Origin of the sequence: Spiroplasma sp. ChiS, from assembly GCF_002968355.1 — a bacterium.
Lineage (GTDB): Bacteria > Bacillota_I > Bacilli_A > Mycoplasmatales > Mycoplasmataceae > Spiroplasma > Spiroplasma citri.
Genome location: NZ_PUUH01000026.1, coordinates 1 through 24,270, shown reverse-complemented (window position 1 = coordinate 24,270; position 24,270 = coordinate 1). Strand labels below are relative to the sequence as shown.

Genomic DNA, 24,270 nt, shown 5'->3' with positions numbered 1-24,270 from the left:
AAAATGGCTGATTTATGTATGTTTACATTTGAAAAAAATATTGCTTTTAAAAAAGCACATAAAATTGAAGTTGCAGCAGAACTTATAAAATTAAATAGTGAAATCAAAGATTTAAAGAAAAAAGCAAGTTTAGAACAAGCAACAATCTTAGAAGCTTTAAAAGAGGAAAAGCTTAAAACCAGAAAACCAATTAGTACTAAAACTTTAGTTTTAATAAGTGTTATTAGTTTACCACTATTAATTATTGGAACATTATTAATTAATTACTTACTTTACTTTCCAAAAACAAGAAATGAAAGTTTTGATTTAACAAAAAAAGAATATTTAATTGCTTTTATTATTGTTTTAATAACCTTAATAGTTATTATTGGTTATTTTATTTTAATGTTAAAAGTTGTTAAAAAGACTTATATGGATCGTGAAAAAAATATTTTTAAGATAACCGCAATTGGTTTTGTTGGTTCATTTTTAGATACAATTGGAGTTGGTAGTTTTGCTGTTGCAACGGCAGGATTAAAAGCAACAAAGATTGTTAAAAATGATGCATTATTACCAGGAACAATAAACATTGGGTTAGGAATACCAAACTTAATTGCTGGAACCATCTTTGTTGCTGCAATTAATGTTGAGGTTTTAACATTAGTATTATTGGTTGTTGGAGCAATTTTAGGTAGTTTTGTTGGTGCCAAATTAACAAAAAGAATTAGTGCCAAACATATTAGTTTAACAATGGCCATTGTGTTAGCAATTGTTGCAATCCTAATGATTTTAACACAATTAAATGTTTTACCAAGTGGAAATAAAACTGGTTTGGAAGGATGACAATTAGGACTTGCCTTTATTTTATTTATGGTTTATGGTGGATTGCAAGCATTCGGAATAGGGTTATATGCTCCCGCGTTAGCAACAATTGCATTATTAGGAATGGATATTAAAGTTGCATTTCCAATTATGACATTAGCGTCAGGATCAGCTTTTCCAGTTGCAGCATATTCTTATTATAAAAATAATAAATATCAGCCAAAAACAGGATTTGGTTTAATGCTAGGGGGGGCTCTTGGCGTAGTATTAGCTTTTTTAACAGTTTTTGTTGGTATTGAAGTTGGGTTAGATGTTAAGCCCGATGTTTTTACTAATTATTTAAAATGATTAGCAGTTATTGTCGTTTTTTATGTAGCTATTATGCTATTATTATCTTATTTAAAAATTAGAAAAAAACCAAATGCTAATAATTTAACGACAAGAAAAATAATATTTTCACCGGAAAGCTATGATCAATGAAATGAAAAATTAGTTAATCAACTTGATGATTATTTACTAGCATATTATGACAAACGACAATTTTATAATGATTTACTTAATAAGTCTTTAGGAAAGGAAACAAAGACATGAAAATAGGAATTCCAAAAGAAATTAAAGCACAAGAAAATCGTGTTGGGGTAACACCAAGTGGTGTGATTGAACTAGTAAAACATAAGTATGAAGTTTATGTTGAAAAAAATGCTGGTCTTGGAAGCGGTTTTACTGATGATTATAAAAAAGCAGGAGCTATTATTTTAGATAATCCGGCTGAAATTTGGACAAAGGAAATGATTATTAAGGTGAAAGAACCATTAGAAAGTGAATATAAATTTTTTATGAAGGACAAATTATTTTTACATACTTTCATTTGGCTTCAGATAAAGCATTAACTAAAGCATTACTTGATGCAAAAGTAACGGCAATTGCTTATGAAACAATTCAACTTGAAGATAATTCATTACCATTGTTAAGACCAATGAGTGAAGTTGCAGGAAGATTAGCAGTTGCTAATGCAATGTATTTTATGTTTAAAACAACTGGTGGTAGTGGTTTATTAATGAATTGTACACCTGGAAGAGAACGAGCGAAGGTTACTGTTATTGGTGGTGGTGTTGCTGGAACAGCTGCCGCGAATATGGCAACAAGCATTGGCTGTGGGCTGTGATGTTACATTAATTGAGTTTAATGAAAATAGAATTCGACAATTGTATCACTTGTTTGCTAAACAAGTCCATATTTTAAAATCTAACCATGCTAATATTGAAAATCAGTTTTAGCTAGTGATGTTGTTATTTCAACGGTTTTAATCCCAGGAGTATCAGCACCAAAACTAGTAACTGAAGAAATGGTTAAAAAAATGAAAAAAATAGTATTATTATTGATGTTGCTATTGACCAAGGTGGTAGTGTTGAAACAATTACTAAGGCAACAACCCATGATAATCCAACTTTCATTATGCATGATGTTATCCATTATTCAGTAGCAAATATGCCAGGCGCAGTACCAAGAACAAGTACAATTGCTTTAACAAATGCAACAATTCAATATGCTCTAGCAATTGCTAATACTGATTTTAAAACACTATGTAAAACACATCCGTTAATTCGAAAAGGAATTCAAACAGTTGAAGGTAAACTTGTTTTTGCCCCAGTTGCGGAAGCACATAACTTGGAATATGTTGATGTGTTATCAATTTGTTAATTATTAACTTGTCAAAGTATAAAAGTTTTTTAAAATAAGAATAATTGAAGTTTTCTTCAATTATTTTTATTAAAAGTTATTTTAATCTAATTTATTTTGTAAGGGTAAAAGGTAGGTTCTTAATAATAACGCTAATAGAAGAAAATATTATTTTATGATATAATTAAATACAAGTGATTAATACAAGTAGGGTGAATATATGTGTCAAAATAGTAAGAAGGGTCATAACATTAATTGTCACAATAATTGTCGGATTCATCATCCGAATTTTTTTAATTATTATCAATATCCTATTTTTCCTTCTTATGGATGTGGAACACCACCATTAATTCAATATTTAATTCCACAGCAACCATATACGCCATTATTTTCCCAGTATCAATATTCTCCAATTATTCAATATCCAATGTCAGGTCCACAACCAAATCAAAGTTTGCCCCTAGGACAGCCCTATCAATACAATCCTTATAATGTTGGACAAAATTTTAATAATTTAGCAAATAATGCTAGAATTAATGATAATTTTCAATATCAACCGGTTAGAGAAGATTATTATTTATCTCCTTATAATTCTCGCATTCCATTAGGAACAGAACTATATTATAATGATTTTCGTCGTCCAATTTCACCATTAAGCGCTGAAGAAGAATATAATTGAGCAGTGCATATTTCTGATATTTTAGATGAGTTTATTGGGCGTCATCGTAGTCGACCAAAATCTAATTTTGATGAATATCAAAACTTAAAACAGACATTAGATACGTCATTACGTCATTTGAAAGAAGCAGAAGCACTAAACCAAAAGTTAGTTAATGCTTGAGAAAAAAAAGATAAAGAAACAAATCCTAATTCAGCAGATGATGATACAAGTAATGATGGTCCTATGAATTTACCAACAGATAATAATGATTCAACATTATTAAAGCAAAAAACTGACCAATCTGATGCTTTAAATGAAAAAAATGTTTCGCCAATAATTGATAGTTCTGAACCAGAAAAAAGTTCATCTTTAACTGAAGATAATGTAGAAGATAAGTTTAATTTCCTTGATTTTGAAGAGGATTCAGTTAATAACTTTAATCCTGAAGATGATGCGCATAGTTTCTTTTTTAAAGATGAAGAATTTGAAGAAGCAGATTCCCCCGAAAAAAAAGACAATGATATTTCAAAAAATGATAATGATGTTAATAATATTGTTGCTGAAGATATTCATGATTTTTTAGGTGTCAAATCACCAGATTTTGATTTAATGGAATCTAATCCAGAAATAATAGAAACAAATGTTTTAGATGAAGAATTAAAATTTGTTGATATTGATAAAGTAAAGGATACAAAACCAGTTTTCTGGACATATAAGGATTATACAATTAAGACATCATTAGGGGAAAAACGAGCTAGTGAAATTTATCCCAAAATATTTGATGAATATGGTCATCTTAAAATGGACCATTTTGAAGCAATGGCACAGTTTGGTGTGACAGAAAAACAATATGATCAATTAATTGAAAATTTTTATCGTGCAAAAGAAAATAAGACAAAAAAAATTAAAAAAAATGAATTTGGCGTAGTTGTTAAATCAAAATTTAATGTTAAAGCTTTTTGAATTACTATGGGTATTTTAGGTGTTATTTTATTATTAATTGCAATAACTGTTATTTTGTATTTTACTGTTCCTAGTGTTGCTGAAGGAATAAATACAATAACTGCTAAAATAAAAAAAATATTTTAATTTAGAATAATAAATTTAAAAATATTTTTTTAAAATATTATGTATAATAATTATTGATGTGTTTTAAAAAAGGAGAGAAAACATGGCACAGACGCTGGTAATAATGGAGTCCCCAACTAAAACGAAAGCAGTTGAAAAATATCTTGGCGAAAATTATTTAGTTTTATCATCAGAAGGACATATTCGTAATTTATCAACAAAGGGTGAATATGGATTAGGAGTAGATATTAAAACTTTTGAACCAAGTTATAAAATGGAACGTGGAAAAAAAGAACTTGTTAAAAAATTAAAGCAAGAAGCCAAGGCAGCAGATTTGGTTATTCTAGCGACTGACCCTGATCGAGAAGGAGAAGCAATTGCGTATCATTTAAATGAAGTCTTAAATTGTGGTGAGAAATCACGCCGTGTTCGCTTTAATGAAATTACAAAAGAGGCAGTGTTGGATGCATTTCAACATCAAACAGACCTTGATATGAATTTAGTTCATTCACAAGAAACACGACGAATTTTAGATCGTTTTATTGGTTTTCGTTTAAGCAAATTATTACAGAAAAAGATTAAGTCAAAATCAGCAGGACGAGTACAATCGGTTGCTTTAAAGTTAGTTGTTGAACGAGAAAAAGAATGACAAAACTTTGTGCCAGAAGAATATTGAACTGTTGAAGGATTATATAAAAAAGCAGTCGTTAAATTAACAAAATTTAAGGATGAGAAAATTGAATTAAAAGTAGAAGAAGATGTTTTAAAAGTTAAAAAAGCTTTAAAAAAAGATTTTGTTGTTGTTCAAATAAAAGAAAGTGAAAAACAACGAAAATCGCCAAATCCACATACGACTTCAACAATGTTACAAGAAGCAAGTAGTAAAATGGGTTTTGCTTCAAATAAAACATCATTAATTGCCCAACAATTATATGAAGGAATTAAAGTTAAAGATAATATTACAGGGTTTATAACATATCCGCGGACAGATTCAATTCGGTTAAGTGATAAGTTTGTTCAGGATGCTTTTGATTATATTACAATTAAATATGGCACAGAATATTTAGGCGAAGTTAAAACACCACCAAAAAATAAAAAAAATGTGCAAGATGCCCATGAAGCGATTCGCCCAACTAATTTAACGATGACACCAGAAGTGGCAAAAGAATATTTAAGTCGTGATCAACTACGTTTATATAAGATTATTTATAATCGTGCGCTAGCTAGTTTAATGGCTAATGCAAAGTTATTAAGTAAAGCAATTATTTTAGATAATAATAATTATGAATTTCGAATGACAGGAAGTACCATTCAATTTGATGGGTTTTTAAAATGTTATGTTTTAGAAGGTGATGAGGAAATTGCAAAATTACCAATGTTAAAACCAAATCAAATTATTAATTTAAATGAGTTATATGGAATTCAACATTTTACTAAACCACCAAGTCGTTACTCTGAAGCTAAATTAATTAAAACATTGGAGGAAATTGGGGTTGGCCGCCCATCAACTTATGCGCCAATTATGCGAACATTAAAAGATCGTGGCTATATTATTGTAGAAAATAAAGCAATTAAAGCAACTGATAAAGGGATTTTAACAAGTGACAAATTACAAGAATATTTTAGTGATATTATTAATGAAACGTATACTTCCACAATTGAAGAAAATTTGGATGTGATTGCACATGGTGATGCTGATCCAAAGCCATTATTAAAAAAATTTTGAGAACGATTTGAGCCCCGCATTGAAGCAGCAATGGAATTAATGGAAGAAATTCGAGTTGAGAAGGCGGGGATTGAATGTCCAGGATGTGGAAATGATTTAGTATATCGGTATGGAAAATATGGTAAATTTATTGCATGTTCAGGGTTTCCTAAATGTCGTTATATTCATCAAACTGGTCCAAAATTTGGTCCTTGTCCAGAATGTGGAGTTGGTGAAATTATTTTGAAATTTAATAAGAGACGTCAACGCTTTAAAGCCTGTACTAATTATCCAAGTTGTCATTACACTGATTCATATAAAGAAGAAAAGACAGAACAAGAAGAAAATAGTAACGAAAATAACGGATTGTATCGAATTAATTTATTAAAATAATAAACGATACTTTTTTTATTCTAGGCATTTATGTAAAATATTTTATTATTTAGAAAATGATTTTCATAGTTCTGGCGGTATAATTAGTACAGTTTCAGAAAAAAGGGGATGTGACGAATTATGTATGTAAAAGGAAGCAAAGTTCTTGCAAAAGTTACAAACATTACACCGTTTGGTGCATTTTGTGAATTAAAAAATGCTGCTGGATTAATCCACATTAGTGAGATTTCAGACTACTATGTAAGAGATATCAAAGAATTTGTTAATATTGGGGACAGTGTTGAAGTAGAGGTACTAGACTATGATCCAGTTAAGAAACAAGTGAAATTAAGTTATAAAAATTGTCGACCTGAATTATTGAAAAAGAATAATAGTCAAATTCAAGAAACAGGAGTAGGATTCCAAATGTTAAGTGAAAAAATTAATTCACTAACAAGTAAATAAATTAAATTTTTTACAAATGGAAGGTTTTTTAGATAGAAAGTAGGCATATTATTAAAATGATTAAAGTAGATTTTACTAATGCATTAGCCGAATCTGTTTTTAACAAATATTTAGGGCGAGTTAAAGATATTCACCAAATGATTCATAATAAGACAGGATTATGAAATGATTTCCTTGGTTGAGTTGAATGACCAAATAATTATGATCAAGCAGAGCTTGCAAAGATGAAACAAACAGCAAAGCAATTAGCTAGTGAAATTGATGTTTTATTAGTAATTGGAATTGGTGGGAGTTATCTTGGCGCACGAGCAGCAATTGAAATGATTAATGGGTTATATAGTCAACAAAAAGTAGAAATCATTTATATTGGAAATACAATGTCTTCAACTTATACAGCACAAGTTTTAAAATATCTTCAAGACAAAAAATTTGGGATTTGTGCTGTGTCTAAATCAGGAACAACAACTGAACCAGCAATTGCATTTCGTCTTTGTAAAGAGCTTTTAGAAAAAAAAGAAGGAAATCTAAAAGCAGCTAACTTAATTGTTGCCATTACAGATAAGCAGAAAGGAGTCCTAAAAGCATTAGCTGATAAAGTAGGATATCAAACCTTTATTATTCCAGATGACATTGGTGGAAGATATTCAGTGTTAACGCCAGTTGGTGTTTTTGCAATGCTAGTAAGTGGTATTAACATTGATAATGTTTTTAAAGGAGCACAACAAGCTTATCAAGACACTTTAATTGATGATTTCACTAATCATGCCTATAAATATGCTGTTGGACGTTATATTTTAAATCAAGAGGAAAAATATAAAGCAGAAATGCTTGTAACTTATGAGTTACAAATGCAGATGATTACCGAATGATGAAAACAATTATTTGGAGAATCAGAAGGAAAAAATTCAAAGGGTTTACTACCGTTATCATGTGTTTTTTCAACAGATTTACATTCTCTTGGTCAATTCATTCAAGAAGGGACAAAAAATATTTTATTTGAAACAGTTATTGCAATTAAAAAAGCACAAATTGATCTTAAACTGTCAAAAGCAGAAGTAGATACTGATGGTTTAAATTATCTCGCTGGAAAAACATTACATGAAGTAAATACCATTGCTGTTCAAGGCGTTGTTGCTGCGCATAGGAAAGTTGGCCATGTGCCAAATATTGTTTTAGAATTTGCAACAATGGATGATAAAATGTTTGGTTATTTATCATATTGATTTATGAAAGCTTGTGCAATGTCAGCTTATTTGTTAGAGATAAATCCATTTGATCAACCCGGAGTTGAGATTTATAAACAAAATATGTTTAATTTATTGGGAAAATAAAAGACAAAATAAAAAAATATTGAAACTCAATATTTTTTTTATTTTTTTAATTGCTTAATTTGGTTTAAAAAAGTTGAAGAAATTTCATTCAAACCATAATCAGCAATAAAAAAAATTGTTTCAAGATCTTTATTTAATTGTTTATTAGCAAACGCTAATTCCATTTCATATTTTAAATCGTTATTATTTCGTAATCCTCGAATAATATATTTAGCACCTAATTGTCTAGCAAAATCGCTAGTTAACATTTGGTCATTAATTACAATTTCAACATTTAAATTAAGGTTTTGACAAGCTATGATAGCTTGTTTAGCACGAGTTTTAATATTTGTTTGGTTTGATTTTTCTAAATTATTAGTAATTACAACATATAATTTCGAAAATAAAGCACTTGCTTTTTTAATAATATTAAGATGACCGTCATGAATTGGGTCAAAACTACCAGGAAAAATTGCTTTCAAGATTATTTTCACATCCTTTTAAATATTATTATTTTAACTGAAAAAATGTGTTATGATAATAGTAATATGATATTTTTCTGATTATTTGGATATTTTTTTAATACTAATGTATAATAATTAAGATTACATTTATATTATTAAGGGGAAAAATGTAAATAAGTATTAATTAATGAATAGAAAATAGAAAGTAGACGATTTTAATTATGGCAAAAATTAATTTTTTCGCTCTTGGTGGATTAGATGAGCGAGGTAAAAATTTATACTGTATCGAAGTAGAACAAGATATTTTTATTTTTGATGCAGGGACAAAAAATCCGGAGCGTGGAATTTTAGGAATTGATGTAGTAATTCCTAATTTTGATTATCTAAAGGAAAACCGTGCTCGCATTAAGGGTGTTTTTATTACAAAGCCTTCCGATGAATGTTCTGAAGCAATTACTTATATTTTAAAAGAATTAGCATTACCAGTTTATGGAAGTGTTTTAACTTGTAATATTTTAAAATTTCATTTACAACGCTTTAAAGTTCGTGGTAAAGAAGAATGTTTTAATGTTATTAATGAAAAAGATCTTCTTGATTTTGATTTATGCAAGGTTGAAGTATTTTCAACAACAACAAATATGCCAAATAGTTATGGTTTTGCATTGCATACACCTGATGGCACAATTATTTATACTGGAGATTATATTTTTGATGCTAAAGCAGACCCTAATTTTGCAACAGATTTACAACATTTAAATCAAATTATTGCTAAAAATAAAGTACTATTATTTTTATCAGAAGCTTCATCAGCTTCACGTCGTGACTATACAGCACCAAACCATAAGATTAAAAATTATATTGAACGAGCTGTTAAAGAAACAGAAAGTCGGATTATTTTAGCTTGCTTTGATCAAGATTTACATAAAATTAGTGAGTTATTTGATTTAGTTCGGGAAAATAATATTTCAGTTGGAATTTATGGTCAAACTTTATTGGAGTCATTAAAAGTATTATCTGATAGTAAAAAACTAAATTTTAATGGAATTAATTTAAAAGGATTACAAGAAGCAGTTAAAGAAGAAAAATCATTAATTATTGTAACTGGTAGTGGAGAACGTTTATATAGTCGTTTAATTAAAATTGCTTCTGGTAATGATGATATTTTAGATATTAAAGAAAGCGATACAATTATTTTAGCAACACCGCCAAACCCAGGAAGTGAACTAAATCATGCCAATGTTTTAGATGAATTAGCTCGAACTGTGGCAAAAACAATTGCCTTATCAGATAAAAAAGTTTGAACAATTACAGCAAGTTATGAAGATGTTAAATTAATGAGTTCAATTATTAAACCAAAATACTTTGTGCCAGTGAAAGGATTATATAAAGATTTTGTGCAAGCGAGAATGGCAGCAATTGAAGCTGGAATTAATCCAGAACATATTTTTATTGTTGATAATGGGGAAGGGCTTGAGTTTATTGATGGTGAATATACGAAAAAAAGTAATAAGGTAAAAACCGCTGATTTATATGTTGATGGGATTGGTGTTGGTGACATTGGAGCAGTTGTTTTAAATGAAAGAAAACAATTGGCTACTGATGGCGTTGTTATTATTGGAGTTTCAATTGATAGTAAAACAAAAGAATTAGTTTCTTTAATTGATACGCAAATGCGCGGAGTAATTTACATTCAAGAAAATAATGATATTTTTCGTAAAATGCAAAAAGTTATTATTGAAATTATTGAGAAACATTATAAAAAAGCTGTTGTTGGTGAAATGTATGATGTTAATGAAGCAAAAAATGAAATTAGATCAACAATTAGTTCATTTGTTAAAGCAGAAACAGGAAAAACACCAATTATTTTAGCAATTGTGAATGAAATTTAATTTTATGATATATTTATAGTAGATAAATATTTGAAGTTTTTAAATGTATGGTCATATTTAAAGTAATTTCTAAATATTTAGAATTTTAGGAGGGCTGCACTATGGGAAAGGAATCTTATGATGATCAGAATGAGAAAACTGCAATCTTAAAAGTCGAAAAAAAACCGCGTCGTAATGATTCCATCGGGTGATTAATTGGAGCATTATTAGTGACATTTTTTACTATTCTTGCAGTAGCACGAATTACTTTAATTGGGCAATTTATTGATGATGTTTTATTTACATTTGCGTTTGGTTGATTTAAGTATCTAATGTATTTTGTATGTTTAGTATTAGGACTTACAATTTTTATTGGGGTACGAATTTGATTAAAATCACGGGTAATTTGAATGATAGTAACCTTTATTATTTTGTCATGCTGATTGGTAAGCAGTATTTTATTAATTTATCAATATGCTAATGGTCAAATGGCATATTTTGATAAAACTGTTTTTTTAGATGTTGTTAAGAATTATTTGCAACGATGACAAGATGCATCGATTTTTAATCCTAATCACCCAGTGACATTTGTTAATTTTAATGGTGCTTGAATTACTTTATATGTTGGGGGTGGTATGATTGGAAATTTTCTAGCGGGGATTGCTAGTTATACTACCATTTTTGGTTCTTTAATTTTGTGTTTATCAGTTTTTTTATTATGAGGAAGTTGAGTAACGACAGGAACAGCAATTGGAATGTTTTTGCCAAAAAATGAACGTCAACAACAAGGAGTGCGTGTTTTGCGTTTATCAGCAAATCGCCGTCAAAAGCAAAATATTTACCAAAATTTTAATATTCCGGATGAGGAATTATTTTCTGCTCGTCAAGTTATGCATACCACAGAAGCATCAGATATTACAATTCAAATGCCATCATACACAGTTTTACATGACCAACATTTAATTGATGATTTAATTGCCGATGATTTTGTTGGCAAGAAAAAAATGAAACAAAATTATGTTCGTTTTGATAATAAAACTAGTTCCACCCCAGAATTACGAAAAGAACCTTTTAATGATTATCATTCAATGTCTTCGCAACCATCACATTCTTCATCACTACCACACCGTTCAAGAATGCAATTAACTCCTGACCAATATATTCAACCACGTAATCGTCGTAGTAATAGTACTCATCTTAATAAAAAACTTGATGATTTACCAGTTTATGGTTCTTCATATGGAAAAGATATTAATATTGATGTTGCACGAGATAAGTTGAATTCAGCAACCGATATTACACCTTTTGGTAAAATTAATCGAGGTGGTAATTCAACAACTTTAAAGCAAACATCATTTTATGATGAACAATTACCAACGGAAGAATTTAATCCAACTCTATCAGAGCAATTTGAAACAGTTGATATTAATGAAGGAATTTATCATCGACAAAGTAATCAAGAATATCATCATACATTAGAACCATACCAAGATGAGTATTATCCTAATTATGAGGCACCATTAATGGAACAACAACATTTTGACATGCCTTATCAACCACAACACCGTGTTTTGAAACCCAAGTCAACTGAAATTAATAAAAAATTTAGTCAAACTGTTTCATGTCGAAATACTTTTAATAATCCGCATTATAAATTACCAAATTTAGGTTTATTAAGTCCAAAGGAAGATAATCATCGTAATAATGAACGAAATAAACTTGCTGCACAAAAGAAAGCAGTGAAAATTAATCAAGTTTTTCAACAATTTAATATTGCTGCTAGTGTACAAGGGATTAATATTGGGCCAACTATTACAAAATTTGAGGTTCAAATGCAACCAGGAGTAAAAGTTAATAAAATTATGCATTTAGAAAATGATTTAAAATATGCTTTAGCTACCCAAAATGTTCGAATTGAAGCACCAATTCAAGGAAAGTCAGCAGTTGGGATTGAAATTGCTAATGAAATTAGTAATAAAGTAACATTACGTGAAATTATGGAGCGATTACCATTAGAAAAACAAGATAGTAAATTATTAGTTGGAATTGGTCGTAGTGTGGATGGGGAAATTATTTTTGTTGAATTAGATAAAATGCCACATTTATTAGTTGCTGGTTCAACGGGTAGTGGAAAATCTGTTTGTATTAATACCATTTTATCATCACTAATATTGCGAACAAAACCATCGGAAGTTAAATTATTATTAATTGATCCAAAACAGGTTGAACTAGCTGTTTATAATAATTTGCCACATTTATTAGCCCCAGTTATTACAGACACTAAATTAGCAAATTCCGCCTTGAAAAAAATAATTGCTGAAATGGAACGTCGTTATAGTATATTATCAGAACGTGGAGTTCGTAATATTGAATCCTTTAATAAAAAAGTTACGCCAAAAGACCTTTTACCTTATGTTGTTGTTGTAATTGATGAGTTAGCTGATTTAATGATGACAGCTGGAAAAGATATTGAAGATTCAATTATGCGAATTATGCAATTAGCGCGTGCTGCTGGAATTCATATGGTGATTGCAACACAACGACCATCAACAGATGTTATTACTGGAGTAATTAAAACAAATATTCCATCACGAATTTCCTTTTCAGTTACCTCGGCAATTGATTCTCGAACAATTTTAGACCAAGGTGGTGCAGAAAAACTAATTGGTTATGGTGATATGTTATATGCACCAGCAGGACAAAATATTCCAACTCGTGCACAGGGAGCATTTATTTCCGATGATGAAATTCAACGATTAGTTGATTTTTGTCGTGCGCAACAAGAACCTGATTATGATGAAGAGTTTTTAAATCTTGAAATAAATAGTGAAACAGGTGGTGGCAATGAAAATGATAATATTGATTCATTGTATCAAGAAGTTAAACGCTTTGTTATTTTAAATCAAAAAGCTTCAACATCTTTAATTCAACGAAAATTTTCAATTGGATATAATCGTGCTAGTCGCTTAATTGATGTTTTAGAAGAAAATGGCATTATTGGTCCTCAAAATGGTGCAAAACCACGAGATGTCTATGTTCAAAATATTGACTTAGATGATAATCCTTTTAATGATGGCGGTTATTGATAAAACACAAGTAATTTATAAAAAAGCAATTATTTATTTTGTATTTATAATTTTTATATATAATTAATGGTATAATTGGAAAGATAAAATTTCAATTAATATTTTTAAATATTAAGTATATAATTAAAATATTATGTAAAAAAACATTAAGGATGAGAAAAGATGGCAAAAAAAACAAAAAAAATAAATGCAAAGTTAAAGAAAATAAATGATATTTCATTAAAATTAACTGATGTTGAATTTCGCTATAGGGAAAATCATCCTAATGCTGTTGATGGAGTTAGTTTTGAAATTAACCATGGGGAATATGTTACAATCATTGGTCATAATGGTAGTGGAAAATCAACAATTAGTAAAATTATTATCGGTGTTTTACGTCCACAAAAAGGGAAAATTGAAGTTTTTGGTAATGAGGTTCATTCATCAACAATTACAGGAATTCGAAAATTTTTAGGGATTGTGTTTCAAAATCCAGATAATCAATTTATTGGATCAACAGTTCGTGATGATATCGCATTTGGCCTTGAAAATCGGCAAATTCCACAAAAAGAAATGCAAGCAATTATTGATAAAGCTGCTGCAAAAGTTGGCATGAATAATTTTCTTGACCATGAACCATTAATGCTATCAGGAGGGCAAAAACAGCGAGTTGCAATTGCTTCAGCACTAGCATTATCAACAGATATTATTATTTTTGATGAGGCAACAAGTATGTTAGATCCAAAAGGGCGAAAAGAAATTAAACAAATTATGGTTGAATTGAAAGAATCACGTGAGAAAACAATTATTTCAATTACGCATGATATGGACGAAATCTTAAATGCTGATAAAGTGATTGTTATGAATAAAGGCCAAATGGTTAAATGTGGTAAACCACATGAAATTTTGTATGATGAAGAGTTTTTAAAATCAATTCATTTAGATGTGCCTTTTGTTTCAAAAGTCGTTGATAGTTTACGCTTAAATGGTTTAGAAGTGAAAAATACACTAGATCTTAGAGAGTTGGTGGATGAGATATGTCAAAAGTAAAAAAACAACCTAAAATTGAAGCATTACAAAATGTTGATATTACATTTACAGATGTGTCTTATGTTTATGCTCCTAAAACGCCTTATGAATATACTTCATTGCAAGATATTAATGTTGTTATTAAACCTGGGAAAATTACTGCTATTATTGGGTCAACAGGAAGTGGAAAATCAACTTTAATTCAACATATCAATGGTTTATTAATTCCAACCACGGGAGTTGTTGATGCAAATGGTTTTATTATTAAAGCAAAACAAAAACGAATTAAAAATATTAAACAATTACGAAAATCAATTGGTTTAGTGTTTCAGTTTCCAGAATATCAATTGTTTGAAGAAACAATCGAAAAAGATATTATGTTTGGTCCAGTTCACTTAGGTGAAAGTAAAGAAGTTGCTCGAGAAAATGCCAAAAAATACTTAGAAATGGTTGGCTTACCATTAAACTATTTAGAACGTTCACCGTTTGATTTATCAGGAGGGCAAAAACGCAGGGTTGCCATTGCAGGGATTTTAGCAATGGAGGGTAATACTTTAATTTTAGATGAACCAACCGCTGGGTTAGATCCTGAGGGTGAAGAAGATTTTATTAAGTTATTTCAACGGATTAATAAAGAACAAAATAAACGGATTATTTTAGTAACTCATAATATGGATCATGTTTTAGAAATTGCTGATGAAGTTATTGCTTTAAAAGAAGGGAGAATTTTAAAAGTTGGAACACCATTTGAAATTTTTAAGGATAAAAATTTATTACAAGAATTATTAATTGAACCACCAAAAATTTATTATTTAATTTATCAATTGCAAGAAAAAGGTCTTGACTTAACAAATGTTAATATTCGGAATATTAACCAATTAGCAAAAGAAATTATTCAGCATAAAGAACAAAAAAGAAAGGGATAAAAAAGATGCGCTTATCATTTGGACGTTATATTGCTTATAATTCCCCAATTCATCGAATGGATCCACGGGTAAAATTATTTATGTTGTTATCATTGATGATATCAATCTTTTTTTCAACTGGTTTTACCGGTTATGCTATTTTGGGAATGACAATTTTTAGTTTGTTCTTTTTAGCAAAATTACCACTAAGGTTATTACGAGCATTACTAAAACCAATTTTATTTATGTTTATTATTTTGTTGTTAATTAATTGTTTTTTAGTCACTGATGGTTATATTGGATGACATTGAGGTGGGAAAACAACAGCAACAGGCCCTGTTGCTGTGGGAGGAAAAAGTTGATTTGCTTTTTCCGAAAAAGCTATTTTTAATGCCCTTTATATGGCGTGCCGGATTTATTTAATGATTTTAATTACAACAATTTTAACGGCAACAACACAACCATTAGATTTAACCTTAGCGTTAGAAGATTTATTAAGTCCATTAAAACTAGTTCGTTTTCCAGTCCATATTTTATCAACAATTATTTCAATTGCCTTACGAATGATTCCAACTTTAATTGAAGAAGCAGGACGGATTATGAAAGCGCAAGCCTCGCGTGGGGTTGATTTTAAGAATGGTCATTTTAAAGATAAAATTAAGTCGACAACAGCTTTAATTATCCCATTATTAGTATCAGCATTTCAAAAAGCTGAAGATTTAGCATATGCAATGGATGCCCGCGGTTATGACCCACATGCAAAACGAACACGTTATCGTCATTATCGGATTCATTTTCCTGATGTGTTATTATTTATTTTTGGGGTTGGGATTGCTAGCATTATTATTGCTCAATCAGTAACGATGGGGCAATATGAAACCTTTTATGAAGTTTGACATTGAGATAATGATTCCAATGGATGAATATTTGGTAAAATTAAAACAGGATTTTTACAAATTCGTATTCCACATATTGATGAATTTGTTTTAGGGTGATAATGTTATATTTATTATTAAGTATTGAATATGATGGTTATGATTATAGTGGCTGAGTTAAACAAAAAAATGCTTGAACAATTCAGGGTGAATTGGAGAAAGCATTTTTTGGCATTTGTCATCAAAAAATTTGAACTTTAGGTGCTAGTAAAACTGATGCTGGTGTACATGCTTCTGACCAAAAGGTATTAGTAAAACTACCATTTCAATCACAACATTTAGTTTTTTTTATTAAAACTGTTAGTAAAACTTTACCACCAAATATTAATATTAAAGGATATCAGCTTGTTTCAGAAAATTTTAGTGTTCGAACTGCAAAAGTAAAAGAATATGTTTATACAATTAATGATCAAGAGTATGATCTTTTTAATCATCGTTATGAACTTAAAGTTAATACACCATTAAATGTTAGAAAGTTACATCAAATTAGTCAAATTTTTGTTGGAACACATGATTTTGGATATTTTGCAGGGGTTAAACCAACCGAAAATATTGTAACACAACGAACAATTAATAAGATTTGAGTTAAACGAAACAAGGCAAAAAAAATTGAAATTCATTTTATGGGGAAAAGTTTTATTCGTTATCAAATTCGAATGTTAACACAAAATATTTTAGCTTGTTGTGCTGGTAAAGTTAGTTTAAGTGAATTGCAAGCACAGTTAAAACATCCTCCTCAAGGAGCAACAACAAAGTATTGTGCAAAACCATATGGTTTATGTTTGAAAAAAATAAAATATTAAGATAGTTTCTTTATTTATTTGAAATAATCTAATTATATTATTTGTTAAGATAAAATTATTTTAGTTAATTTAAGGTTTAAGATTAAATTTAATTAAACAAAAAAATTTAACATTATTTAAAAAAATAAATATTAATTTTAATTAGTTTACTTTCCTTTAAAAAATAAATATGATATTATATGTTATTTAACTTTTTATGGTATAATTTATAGTAACAAGTATGTGTAGAAAATATGGCAAATGAGGTACAAAAATGAATAATGGTTTTTATATTTTACCAAATGAAGAAGGATATTTAGTAAAATCACATGATACTAATAGTGAAATTGCATTATTTAGAAGTCGTCGTGATGCAGAAGTGTTTATTAGCACTTTAACATTATCACCAACACCTTCATTTTCAAATAATTATTTACCAGGAACTTCAATTCCTCACTATTCATCTCAACCTCAACAAATTATTACACCGTATCCAACTAATGGTGCTTCACCACAAGTTTTTTTTATTCAACAACCAGCTCCAGCACAACAAGTAACGCCATCACTATATCCATTTTATCCGATGATGCCACCAACGCCGCCAATGGGAGGAATGTGCCATGGTATGTATCCAAATTATTATGGTCCACAAAATAATAATTATGGGTCAGGAGGCTGTACTTGTGGGCATAATAATTCAGATTATAATGAACATTTTGAAAAAAATTCTCTCAGTAAAAATAATGAAGATTTAAGACCAAATTGAAATAATGCCAGCAATGATTTAGACATAAAAAAAAATAATGAATTAGAAGATGATACAGTTTCTTGAACACAAGAAAATGATGAATATTCAAATAATGGATATGAAGAACAACTAGTTCAAACTCCGGTTGAAGAATATAATTCTGAGACAGTTACTAATTCAGAACCGATAGTAACCCCAAATTTTTATTCGGAAGAATTAGAACAACAAGCAAATCATTCCCAACCAACAAATAACCAACCATACTATGAACAAGCTTTTGTTTCTAATCCGGTTTTTCTTAATCAACAATCAGAGCAATCAGAGCAACCACAACAAGTGGCACGATCAATTAATGTAACTGATGATGAATTCTTTAAATATGCTAATGAACAAGAATTTAATCATAATTCCAAAATTTCAAAAAAGGAAACAAAACGCTTAATGAAAGAAGAACTAAAAGCAGCCAAAACACAAGCAAAATTAGAAAAACAGAATCGTAAAAAGGCAAAGCGTCAAGGAGCACTTGATATTGAGGAATTAGACCCAATTGTAGAATAAAAAGCAAATTAGTTTGCTTTTTATTTTTTTAAAATATTTTAAATTTATGGTTGTTTTTTGAATAAAATTAATGTTATAATAATTTAGGTTTTCGGGCTATAGCTCAGCTGGTTAGAGCGCACCCCTGATAAGGGTGAGGTCGATGGTTCAAGTCCATTTAGCCCGACCATTTTTTATAAGAATTTTGGGTCCATAGCTCAGTTGGGAAAGCACCTGCCTTGCACGCAAGGGGGCAGGGGGTCGACGGTTCGATCCCGTTCGGGTCCACCATTTCAAATAGATTTAAACAATTAATTAAAAAAGCATATTAATAATTTAATATGCTTTTTTAATTTGACTTAAAGGTAGTCTTTTCCTAATATCCTTAATTTTTGTGGGGGGAGGTTTTAATAAAATGGCTTTTTTGGTACAATATATCTAATGCAAAACAAAATATAAACAGGGGTGAAGTATGTCAATTTTTGATAAAAATGAAAACGAAAGATATGCATATTTTTTAACGAATTTTAAAGAAATAGTTGCAGATTGAGCAGTTATGATTAATGATCAGTTTATTAAGTCATCATTAGATAATTCATCAACTAAATTATTTGGAATGAATGTTGATAAAGCAATTTTATTTTTTGATATTAATTTAGATGCAAATAGTGAATTACATGAATTAGGAATTATTAAAGAAAGTTATAGTATTGATTTAACAAATGATTTAGATTTAAATTTAGGGAAAAAAATAAATAAGAAAAACGAAGAAAAAAATTATTATTTAATTTATAATCAGATTGATAATTTTTTTATTGAAGATTCAGAATTATTAAAATTTTGTGAATATACGTTAAATATTACTAATTTATCAATGGAGACAGATGGACCAACAATTAGTGCCTTAAATAATTACAAGTCAGTTGCTTTTAATAGTTATCCAACAAAAATTTATAAATTACTAGATTGATTTAACATTGAAATTGTTGATGCAATTAATAATGGATTAAAAATAAAACGCTTTGGAGTTAAAGAAAATAGTCCTAGTAGTAATAACAAAATAAGAAGAAAACCAAGATTAATGTCAAACAAAACTTTAAAAAATATTGAAAATGATGATGACAAAATTAATAAAGAAATAATTTTTACTGAGTATTTTGCAAATAATGGTAATATTAGTGCTAAATTAATTGCTTTAAATAAGTTGTTACCATTGTTAGAAGAAAAACGAGATGAAATTAAAGAGTTTAATCCGAAGTTAGAATATGATATTTTTAGTTTTTTACAACATACAAAATATCGGAACTCTTTAACATATCAAGAAGATAGTGATGCTGAAAAACGTTTAGATAAGGTTTTTAAAAAATCGGTGTTATCTTTATACTTATTAGATATTGATTAAAAAACAAAGAAAATAATTCGTTTTTTATTTATTAAAATTATTTTAAGAAGTTTTTCCGTTATAATTTGTAGTAGGTGATTATAATGAAAGTTATTTTAATTAAAGATGTTAAAGGAAAAGGAAAAGTTAATGATGTAATTGAAGTTGCTGATGGATATGCAAAAAATTATTTAATTAAAGAAGGTTTCGCAATTCCAACAACTTCTGCTAATTTAACTAAGTTAAATGTTGTTTTATCACAACAAGCAGCACAAGAGGCAGCTACAAAAGCTTCTTTAGAAGAATTAAAAGCAGAATTAGAACAATTAACATTGAATTTTAAACTAAAAGTTCATAATAATAAAACGTTTGGTTCTATTTCTTTAACACAAATTGAAGATCGATTAGCGAAAGAATTTAACTTAAAAATTGATAAAAAGAAATTTATTGATAATAATAATTTAACAAGTTTTGGATTACATTACTTAAAAATTAAATTAGCTCCAAATATAATTGCAACATTAAAAGTGATGGTAGAAAAAAAGGAGACTTAATTAATGGAAAATATCAGTAAAGCAGAATTAAATAAACTTAATGTACTTAAAGATGCGGAAAAAAATGTTTTAGGAATAATTACTCACTCTATTACTGCAGCGGAAGAAGTTTTTTCAATTTTGACAGAAGAAGATTTTACTGTAATGAATTACAAAGTGATTTTCAAAGCTTTACAAGAACAATTTTCAGCGAAGGTTGCAATTAATATTACAACATTAAGTAATTATATGTTAAAAAATAATATTTTAAATAAAATTGGTGGTATTGAATTTTTAACTGATTTATTTCAATCCTATACAACAGATGCTAATTTATCTGAATATTTAGATATTATTATTAAAAATACAACCTCACGCCGCTTGAAGGCTGTTGTTGATAGTATTAATCGTCAGATTGATGCTCATCAGCCAATTGATGAAGTTGTTAGTCATGCAGAAAAAGAAATCTTAGATGTTAAAAAGGAACGAAAAGGTAATTTATTTAAAACTTCATATGCTGAAGTTGATAAAGTTTTACAAAAAATTGAATTGTTAGAAAGTTCTGGAGAAATGTTAACAGGAAGTCCAAGTGGTTTTCGTGATTTAGATCGTATGACATCAGGTTTTCAAAAAGGGGATTTTATTATTTTAGCGGCACGTCCTTCAATGGGAAAAACAGCATTGGCTTTAAATTTTGCTGTTAAATCAGCTGCGCAATCAAAAAAAGCAGTTGCTATTTTTTCAGTTGAAATGCCAGCAGAACAATTAATTCAAAGAATGCTAGGAAGTTATTCAACAGTCGATTCTGTTAAAGTTCGAACTGGTAAAGGGTTACAAGAACGCGATTGAGAAAATATTACTAAGGCGGCAGATTTTTTAAAACAAACAAAATTATTTATTGATGATACGCCAGGTTTGAAAGTCATTGAATTGCAATCAAAGTTAAGAAAATTATGTCGTGAAAACGAAGTTGGTTTAGTTGTTATTGATTATTTACAATTACTTAGCACTGGAACTCATTTTGGTGATTCACGTCAACAAGAAGTTTCAACAATTTCCCGCCAGCTTAAGGCATTAGCACGTGAATTAGAGGTTCCGATTATTTGTTTATCACAATTATCACGGTTGGTTGAAAAACGAGAAGACAAAAGACCAATTATGTCTGATTTACGTGATTCAGGAGCAATTGAACAAGATGCTGATATTATTATGTTTTTATTTCGAGAAGAATATTATACTGCCCACGATTCAACCAATTTGGGGGCACCAATGTTAGAAACAGAAAAGGCACAATTAATTTTATCAAAGCATCGAAATGGTCCAACTGGGAGTGTTGAATTATTATTTGTAAAAAAACATGGTTCATTTGCTGATTATGGTTTGCAAAATACAAAAATTTAGGATACTATATTAATTAGTAAAAAAATAAATTAGTGTTTAAGAAACGAGGTCTACAATGCGTAAGTTATTATCAATTTTTGCAGCAACAACTTTAGTTACAACATCAGCAGCATCAGCTGTCGCTTGTAGTGGTGCACCACAAGGAAATCTTATTCCTATTTTTATGTATAATGGAAATCAAAAATTTAGCCATGCGCCAACAGTAACTCGTAAATCAATAAATGGAATTGATGATGTAACACAATCAGGAAAAGATGAAAATGGTGCTCCTTATGAATACAGTTTACAGGGAGGACGAATGGGTTTAATTAATAATGCAATTAACCCTATTTTAAATGGGATAAATTTAACAAAAGATAATAGTGCAACAACTGGTAAGGGAGCAAAGTGAACTGATGAGCAAATTGCAGCTGGGTTAGAAGGACAAAAAGAGCAACTAATTCAAACTGAAAAAACTGATGCGCAAGACCCTTTTGATAGTAGTAAAAAAATTAATAAAAAAGCAATATGAAAAGATTTGTTCAACAATTATTCGACTAGTTTTGACTCATCCTATAGTCAAGTTGCTTTCCTTGCAAATGAAAATAAAGCAATTTTAAATAAAACAAATGATAATTTGGTTACAATGACTGGAAATGCAGAAAAAACAAACAATAAAAATTGAGTTAAAGAACATACTTGACCAGATGGCAAAAAAAGTCCTTATACACCTTCATCATTAAAAGTATTATCACCTATAGCATCGATTCTTGAATGATTCAATGATCCAAAAAATGGTTATAATCAAGGTTATGATCAAATTGACCAAAATCGAGGATATCAATCAGCACGTTATCTTGCAATTGATATTCCTAATGTTACAATTCGCTTTGAGTTTCAAGGAGAACATAATCGTTTTACCTTTACAGTAACAATTAATAAATTAGTAGCATATGCAAATTACATTGTTTACGAAAATCCAAATAGTACAAAAGATAATCCAAATTACGGTCACCAATGATTTTTCCTAAGTTATGGTTTTTATGACTTTGAGAGTTTAAAAGATGATGATTATCATCACTATAATTTTAATGCCATTCCAGATGATGTTAAGATTGATAAAAATATTAAAGTTGCATTAGGATTTTTCAAAAAAAATGATGACAAAGGAATCTTGACAGCGGATGAAGATAAGGAAGTTGGTAAACGTGGTCAATTCCCGACTCCAGAAACAGATTATACTTTTCCAGCTCTAAAATGAAAAATTAATGTTAATTCGATTACTGACCAATATAAATAATGGATATTAAATAATGGATATTAAAATTCTGGCAATTGGTTCATTAGATAAAAAGTATTTGGTAATAGGTTGTGAAACTTTTCTTGAACGAATTAAGAATTATGCAAAATTAGAAATTATTGAATTAAAAGAAGTTAACAATAAAACTGAACAAGTAACAATTAATGAACAAACAGCATTAGTAATAAAAAAACTATTAGATTATCCGGAATATTATAAAATATTATTAGCCTCACAAGGACAAATATTAACAAGTGAACAAATTGCTGCATACATTACGGAAGTTAAAGATTTTAAAAAAGCAAAGTTATTATTTATTATTGGGGGTAGTCATGGTTTTAATAATAATGAACTATTACCAAAAGTTAATTTTCACCTGAGTTTTGGAGCAATAACTTTACCGCATCAATTATGTCGATTAGTATTATTAGAACAAATATATCGTAGTTTTAAGATAATTAATAATGAAATTTATCATAAGTAATTTTAAAAAAAGAATAACCAGATTATATTTTTTTGGTTTTAGTTCTTTTTTTATTTTGGAGAGCTTGTTCCATCATTGCAATTTTTTGTTTTCGCGCTAATTCTGATAAAGCATTTGTATTTTTTTCTAATAATAATTGGCGATAATAAGGACTATTTTTTTTAGCTAATTTGATAACTTTAATTCGATCAGCAACAGTCATATTATTAACATCAATATAATTAGGATCATTTGCTTTAAAAGCTTGTTTTTTTAATTGATTATTTTTTTTTCCGCATTTAATAAAATTTTATACATTGGATTATTTTTGTCAATAATTTTCTTTTTATCTAATTGTGGTTTTTTCTTTGTTTTACGGTAAATTTCATGACTTCGTGATGTTTTGCGTGCTAAACTTTCAAGTTGGAGTTTAACCACTTGTGCTTTATGTTCTTGAATTTTTTGATAACGCAAATCATGCTCATTATCTTTTGTTTTTTTCATATAATAGTTTTATTTTCTATCTGTTTTACCATTTTTCTCCTTACTTTTTAATATGTAGTTATTCTAGTTCTAGGCATCGTGTATGATGAACCCGTAAAAAAGCAACTCTTGTTAAAGGGTTGTTTTTTTATTTGAAAAACAATCTAACAATTTAATAAATATTTTGGTGGTCTAACCCAACAGTAATCAGTCTGGAAATAATAGACGCAATAACTTGCGATAGTGGTGATAAGTGCGAGGTCAACATCAAACCACAATAAAAATAGAGATGGTCACTTTATAAATAAATTTGCGATTAGCATTAGGTTCTTCAG

At 28.9% G+C, this 24,270-nt stretch carries 20 protein-coding genes, 2 tRNA genes and 1 pseudogene; 20 read left to right on the top strand and 3 right to left on the bottom strand.

The window, feature by feature from the left end; translation table 4 throughout:
• The 6 genes and pseudogenes from C6B38_RS01755 to C6B38_RS01730 form a co-directional block, all read left to right on the top strand.
• On the top strand, window positions 1-1,398 hold a 1,398-nt coding region (locus C6B38_RS01755), incomplete at its 5' end, for a sulfite exporter TauE/SafE family protein (protein WP_105298423.1).
• Window positions 1,389-2,502, top strand: a pseudogene (gene ald, locus C6B38_RS12275) (alanine dehydrogenase). The gene C6B38_RS01755 and the pseudogene ald, both read left to right, overlap by 10 nt.
• Before the next feature lie 199 nt (window positions 2,503-2,701).
• Window positions 2,702-4,231, top strand: a complete 1,530-nt coding sequence (locus tag C6B38_RS01745) for a hypothetical protein (protein ID WP_105298422.1) — start codon at window positions 2,702-2,704, stop codon at window positions 4,229-4,231.
• An 82-nt stretch (window positions 4,232-4,313) separates the two neighbouring features.
• Window positions 4,314-6,308, top strand: a complete 1,995-nt coding sequence (gene topA, locus C6B38_RS01740; protein WP_105298421.1) for a type I DNA topoisomerase — start codon at window positions 4,314-4,316, stop codon at window positions 6,306-6,308.
• 120 nt (window positions 6,309-6,428) lie between these two features.
• Window positions 6,429-6,752, top strand: a complete 324-nt coding sequence (locus C6B38_RS01735) for a S1 RNA-binding domain-containing protein (RefSeq protein WP_004028405.1) — start codon at window positions 6,429-6,431, stop codon at window positions 6,750-6,752.
• A 56-nt stretch (window positions 6,753-6,808) separates the two neighbouring features.
• Complete coding sequence (locus C6B38_RS01730) at window positions 6,809-8,083, top strand: glucose-6-phosphate isomerase (RefSeq protein ID WP_105298420.1); 1,275 nt, start codon at window positions 6,809-6,811, stop codon at window positions 8,081-8,083.
• Between the two features lie 38 nt (window positions 8,084-8,121).
• On the opposite strand, the gene coaD is transcribed toward C6B38_RS01730, so the two are convergent.
• On the bottom strand, window positions 8,122-8,544 hold the full coding sequence (coaD, locus tag C6B38_RS01725) for a pantetheine-phosphate adenylyltransferase (protein WP_105298419.1): 423 nt from the start codon (window positions 8,542-8,544) through the stop codon (window positions 8,122-8,124).
• 203 nt (window positions 8,545-8,747) lie between these two features.
• On the opposite strand from coaD, the gene C6B38_RS01720 reads away from it, so the two are divergent.
• The 14 genes from C6B38_RS01720 to C6B38_RS01655 all read left to right on the top strand — a co-directional run bounded on the left by C6B38_RS01720 (window position 8,748) and on the right by C6B38_RS01655 (window position 23,473).
• Window positions 8,748-10,415 carry a ribonuclease J gene (locus C6B38_RS01720; RefSeq protein WP_105298418.1) on the top strand — a complete coding sequence of 556 codons (1,668 nt, stop codon included), beginning with the start codon at window positions 8,748-8,750 and terminating at the stop codon, window positions 10,413-10,415.
• 101 nt (window positions 10,416-10,516) lie between these two features.
• Window positions 10,517-13,483, top strand: coding sequence for a DNA translocase FtsK (locus C6B38_RS01715; protein WP_105298417.1), 2,967 nt, complete (start codon window positions 10,517-10,519; stop codon window positions 13,481-13,483).
• A 159-nt stretch (window positions 13,484-13,642) separates the two neighbouring features.
• A complete protein-coding gene (locus tag C6B38_RS01710) occupies window positions 13,643-14,509 on the top strand; it encodes an energy-coupling factor transporter ATPase (RefSeq protein WP_105298416.1) in 867 nt (288 codons plus the stop codon).
• Complete coding sequence (locus C6B38_RS01705) at window positions 14,497-15,414, top strand: energy-coupling factor transporter ATPase (RefSeq protein ID WP_105298415.1); 918 nt, start codon at window positions 14,497-14,499, stop codon at window positions 15,412-15,414. The genes C6B38_RS01710 and C6B38_RS01705 overlap by 13 nt, the downstream gene beginning before the upstream one ends.
• A 5-nt stretch (window positions 15,415-15,419) precedes the next feature.
• Complete coding sequence (locus tag C6B38_RS01700) at window positions 15,420-16,391, top strand: energy-coupling factor transporter transmembrane component T family protein (RefSeq protein WP_105298414.1); 972 nt, start codon at window positions 15,420-15,422, stop codon at window positions 16,389-16,391.
• Window positions 16,391-17,131, top strand: a complete 741-nt coding sequence (locus C6B38_RS01695; protein WP_105298413.1) for a tRNA pseudouridine synthase A — start codon at window positions 16,391-16,393, stop codon at window positions 17,129-17,131. Before C6B38_RS01700 ends, C6B38_RS01695 begins: the two co-directional genes overlap by 1 nt.
• Before the next feature lie 253 nt (window positions 17,132-17,384).
• Window positions 17,385-18,416 carry a protein S100 gene (locus tag C6B38_RS01690; RefSeq protein ID WP_105298412.1) on the top strand — a complete coding sequence of 344 codons (1,032 nt, stop codon included), beginning with the start codon at window positions 17,385-17,387 and terminating at the stop codon, window positions 18,414-18,416.
• 92 nt (window positions 18,417-18,508) lie between these two features.
• A tRNA-Ile gene (locus tag C6B38_RS01685) sits at window positions 18,509-18,585 on the top strand.
• A 17-nt stretch (window positions 18,586-18,602) separates the two neighbouring features.
• Window positions 18,603-18,686 (top strand) — tRNA-Ala (locus C6B38_RS01680).
• Between the two features lie 181 nt (window positions 18,687-18,867).
• Entirely contained in the window at window positions 18,868-19,797 is a 930-nt protein-coding gene (locus C6B38_RS01675; RefSeq protein ID WP_105298411.1) for a hypothetical protein, read from the top strand.
• An 83-nt stretch (window positions 19,798-19,880) separates the two neighbouring features.
• A complete protein-coding gene (gene rplI, locus C6B38_RS01670) occupies window positions 19,881-20,330 on the top strand; it encodes a 50S ribosomal protein L9 (protein ID WP_105298410.1) in 450 nt (149 codons plus the stop codon).
• Window positions 20,331-20,333: 3 nt separating this feature from the next.
• Entirely contained in the window at window positions 20,334-21,710 is a 1,377-nt protein-coding gene (dnaB, locus tag C6B38_RS01665; protein ID WP_105298409.1) for a replicative DNA helicase, read from the top strand.
• 55 nt (window positions 21,711-21,765) lie between these two features.
• Window positions 21,766-22,989: a lipoprotein gene (locus C6B38_RS01660; RefSeq protein ID WP_105298408.1), complete on the top strand. Its 1,224-nt coding sequence runs from the start codon at window positions 21,766-21,768 to the stop codon at window positions 22,987-22,989.
• A 13-nt stretch (window positions 22,990-23,002) separates the two neighbouring features.
• Entirely contained in the window at window positions 23,003-23,473 is a 471-nt protein-coding gene (locus C6B38_RS01655) for a 23S rRNA (pseudouridine(1915)-N(3))-methyltransferase RlmH (protein WP_105298407.1), read from the top strand.
• Window positions 23,474-23,495: 22 nt separating this feature from the next.
• On the opposite strand, the gene C6B38_RS10950 is transcribed toward C6B38_RS01655, so the two are convergent.
• Both C6B38_RS10950 and C6B38_RS10945 read right to left on the bottom strand, forming a co-directional pair.
• Window positions 23,496-23,675 (bottom strand): hypothetical protein, encoded by a 180-nt coding sequence (locus tag C6B38_RS10950; protein WP_233485475.1) that lies wholly within the window; start codon window positions 23,673-23,675, stop codon window positions 23,496-23,498.
• Between the two features lie 50 nt (window positions 23,676-23,725).
• On the bottom strand, window positions 23,726-23,956 hold the full coding sequence (locus tag C6B38_RS10945; protein ID WP_233485474.1) for a hypothetical protein: 231 nt from the start codon (window positions 23,954-23,956) through the stop codon (window positions 23,726-23,728).
• Window positions 23,957-24,270: the final 314 nt, after the last annotated feature.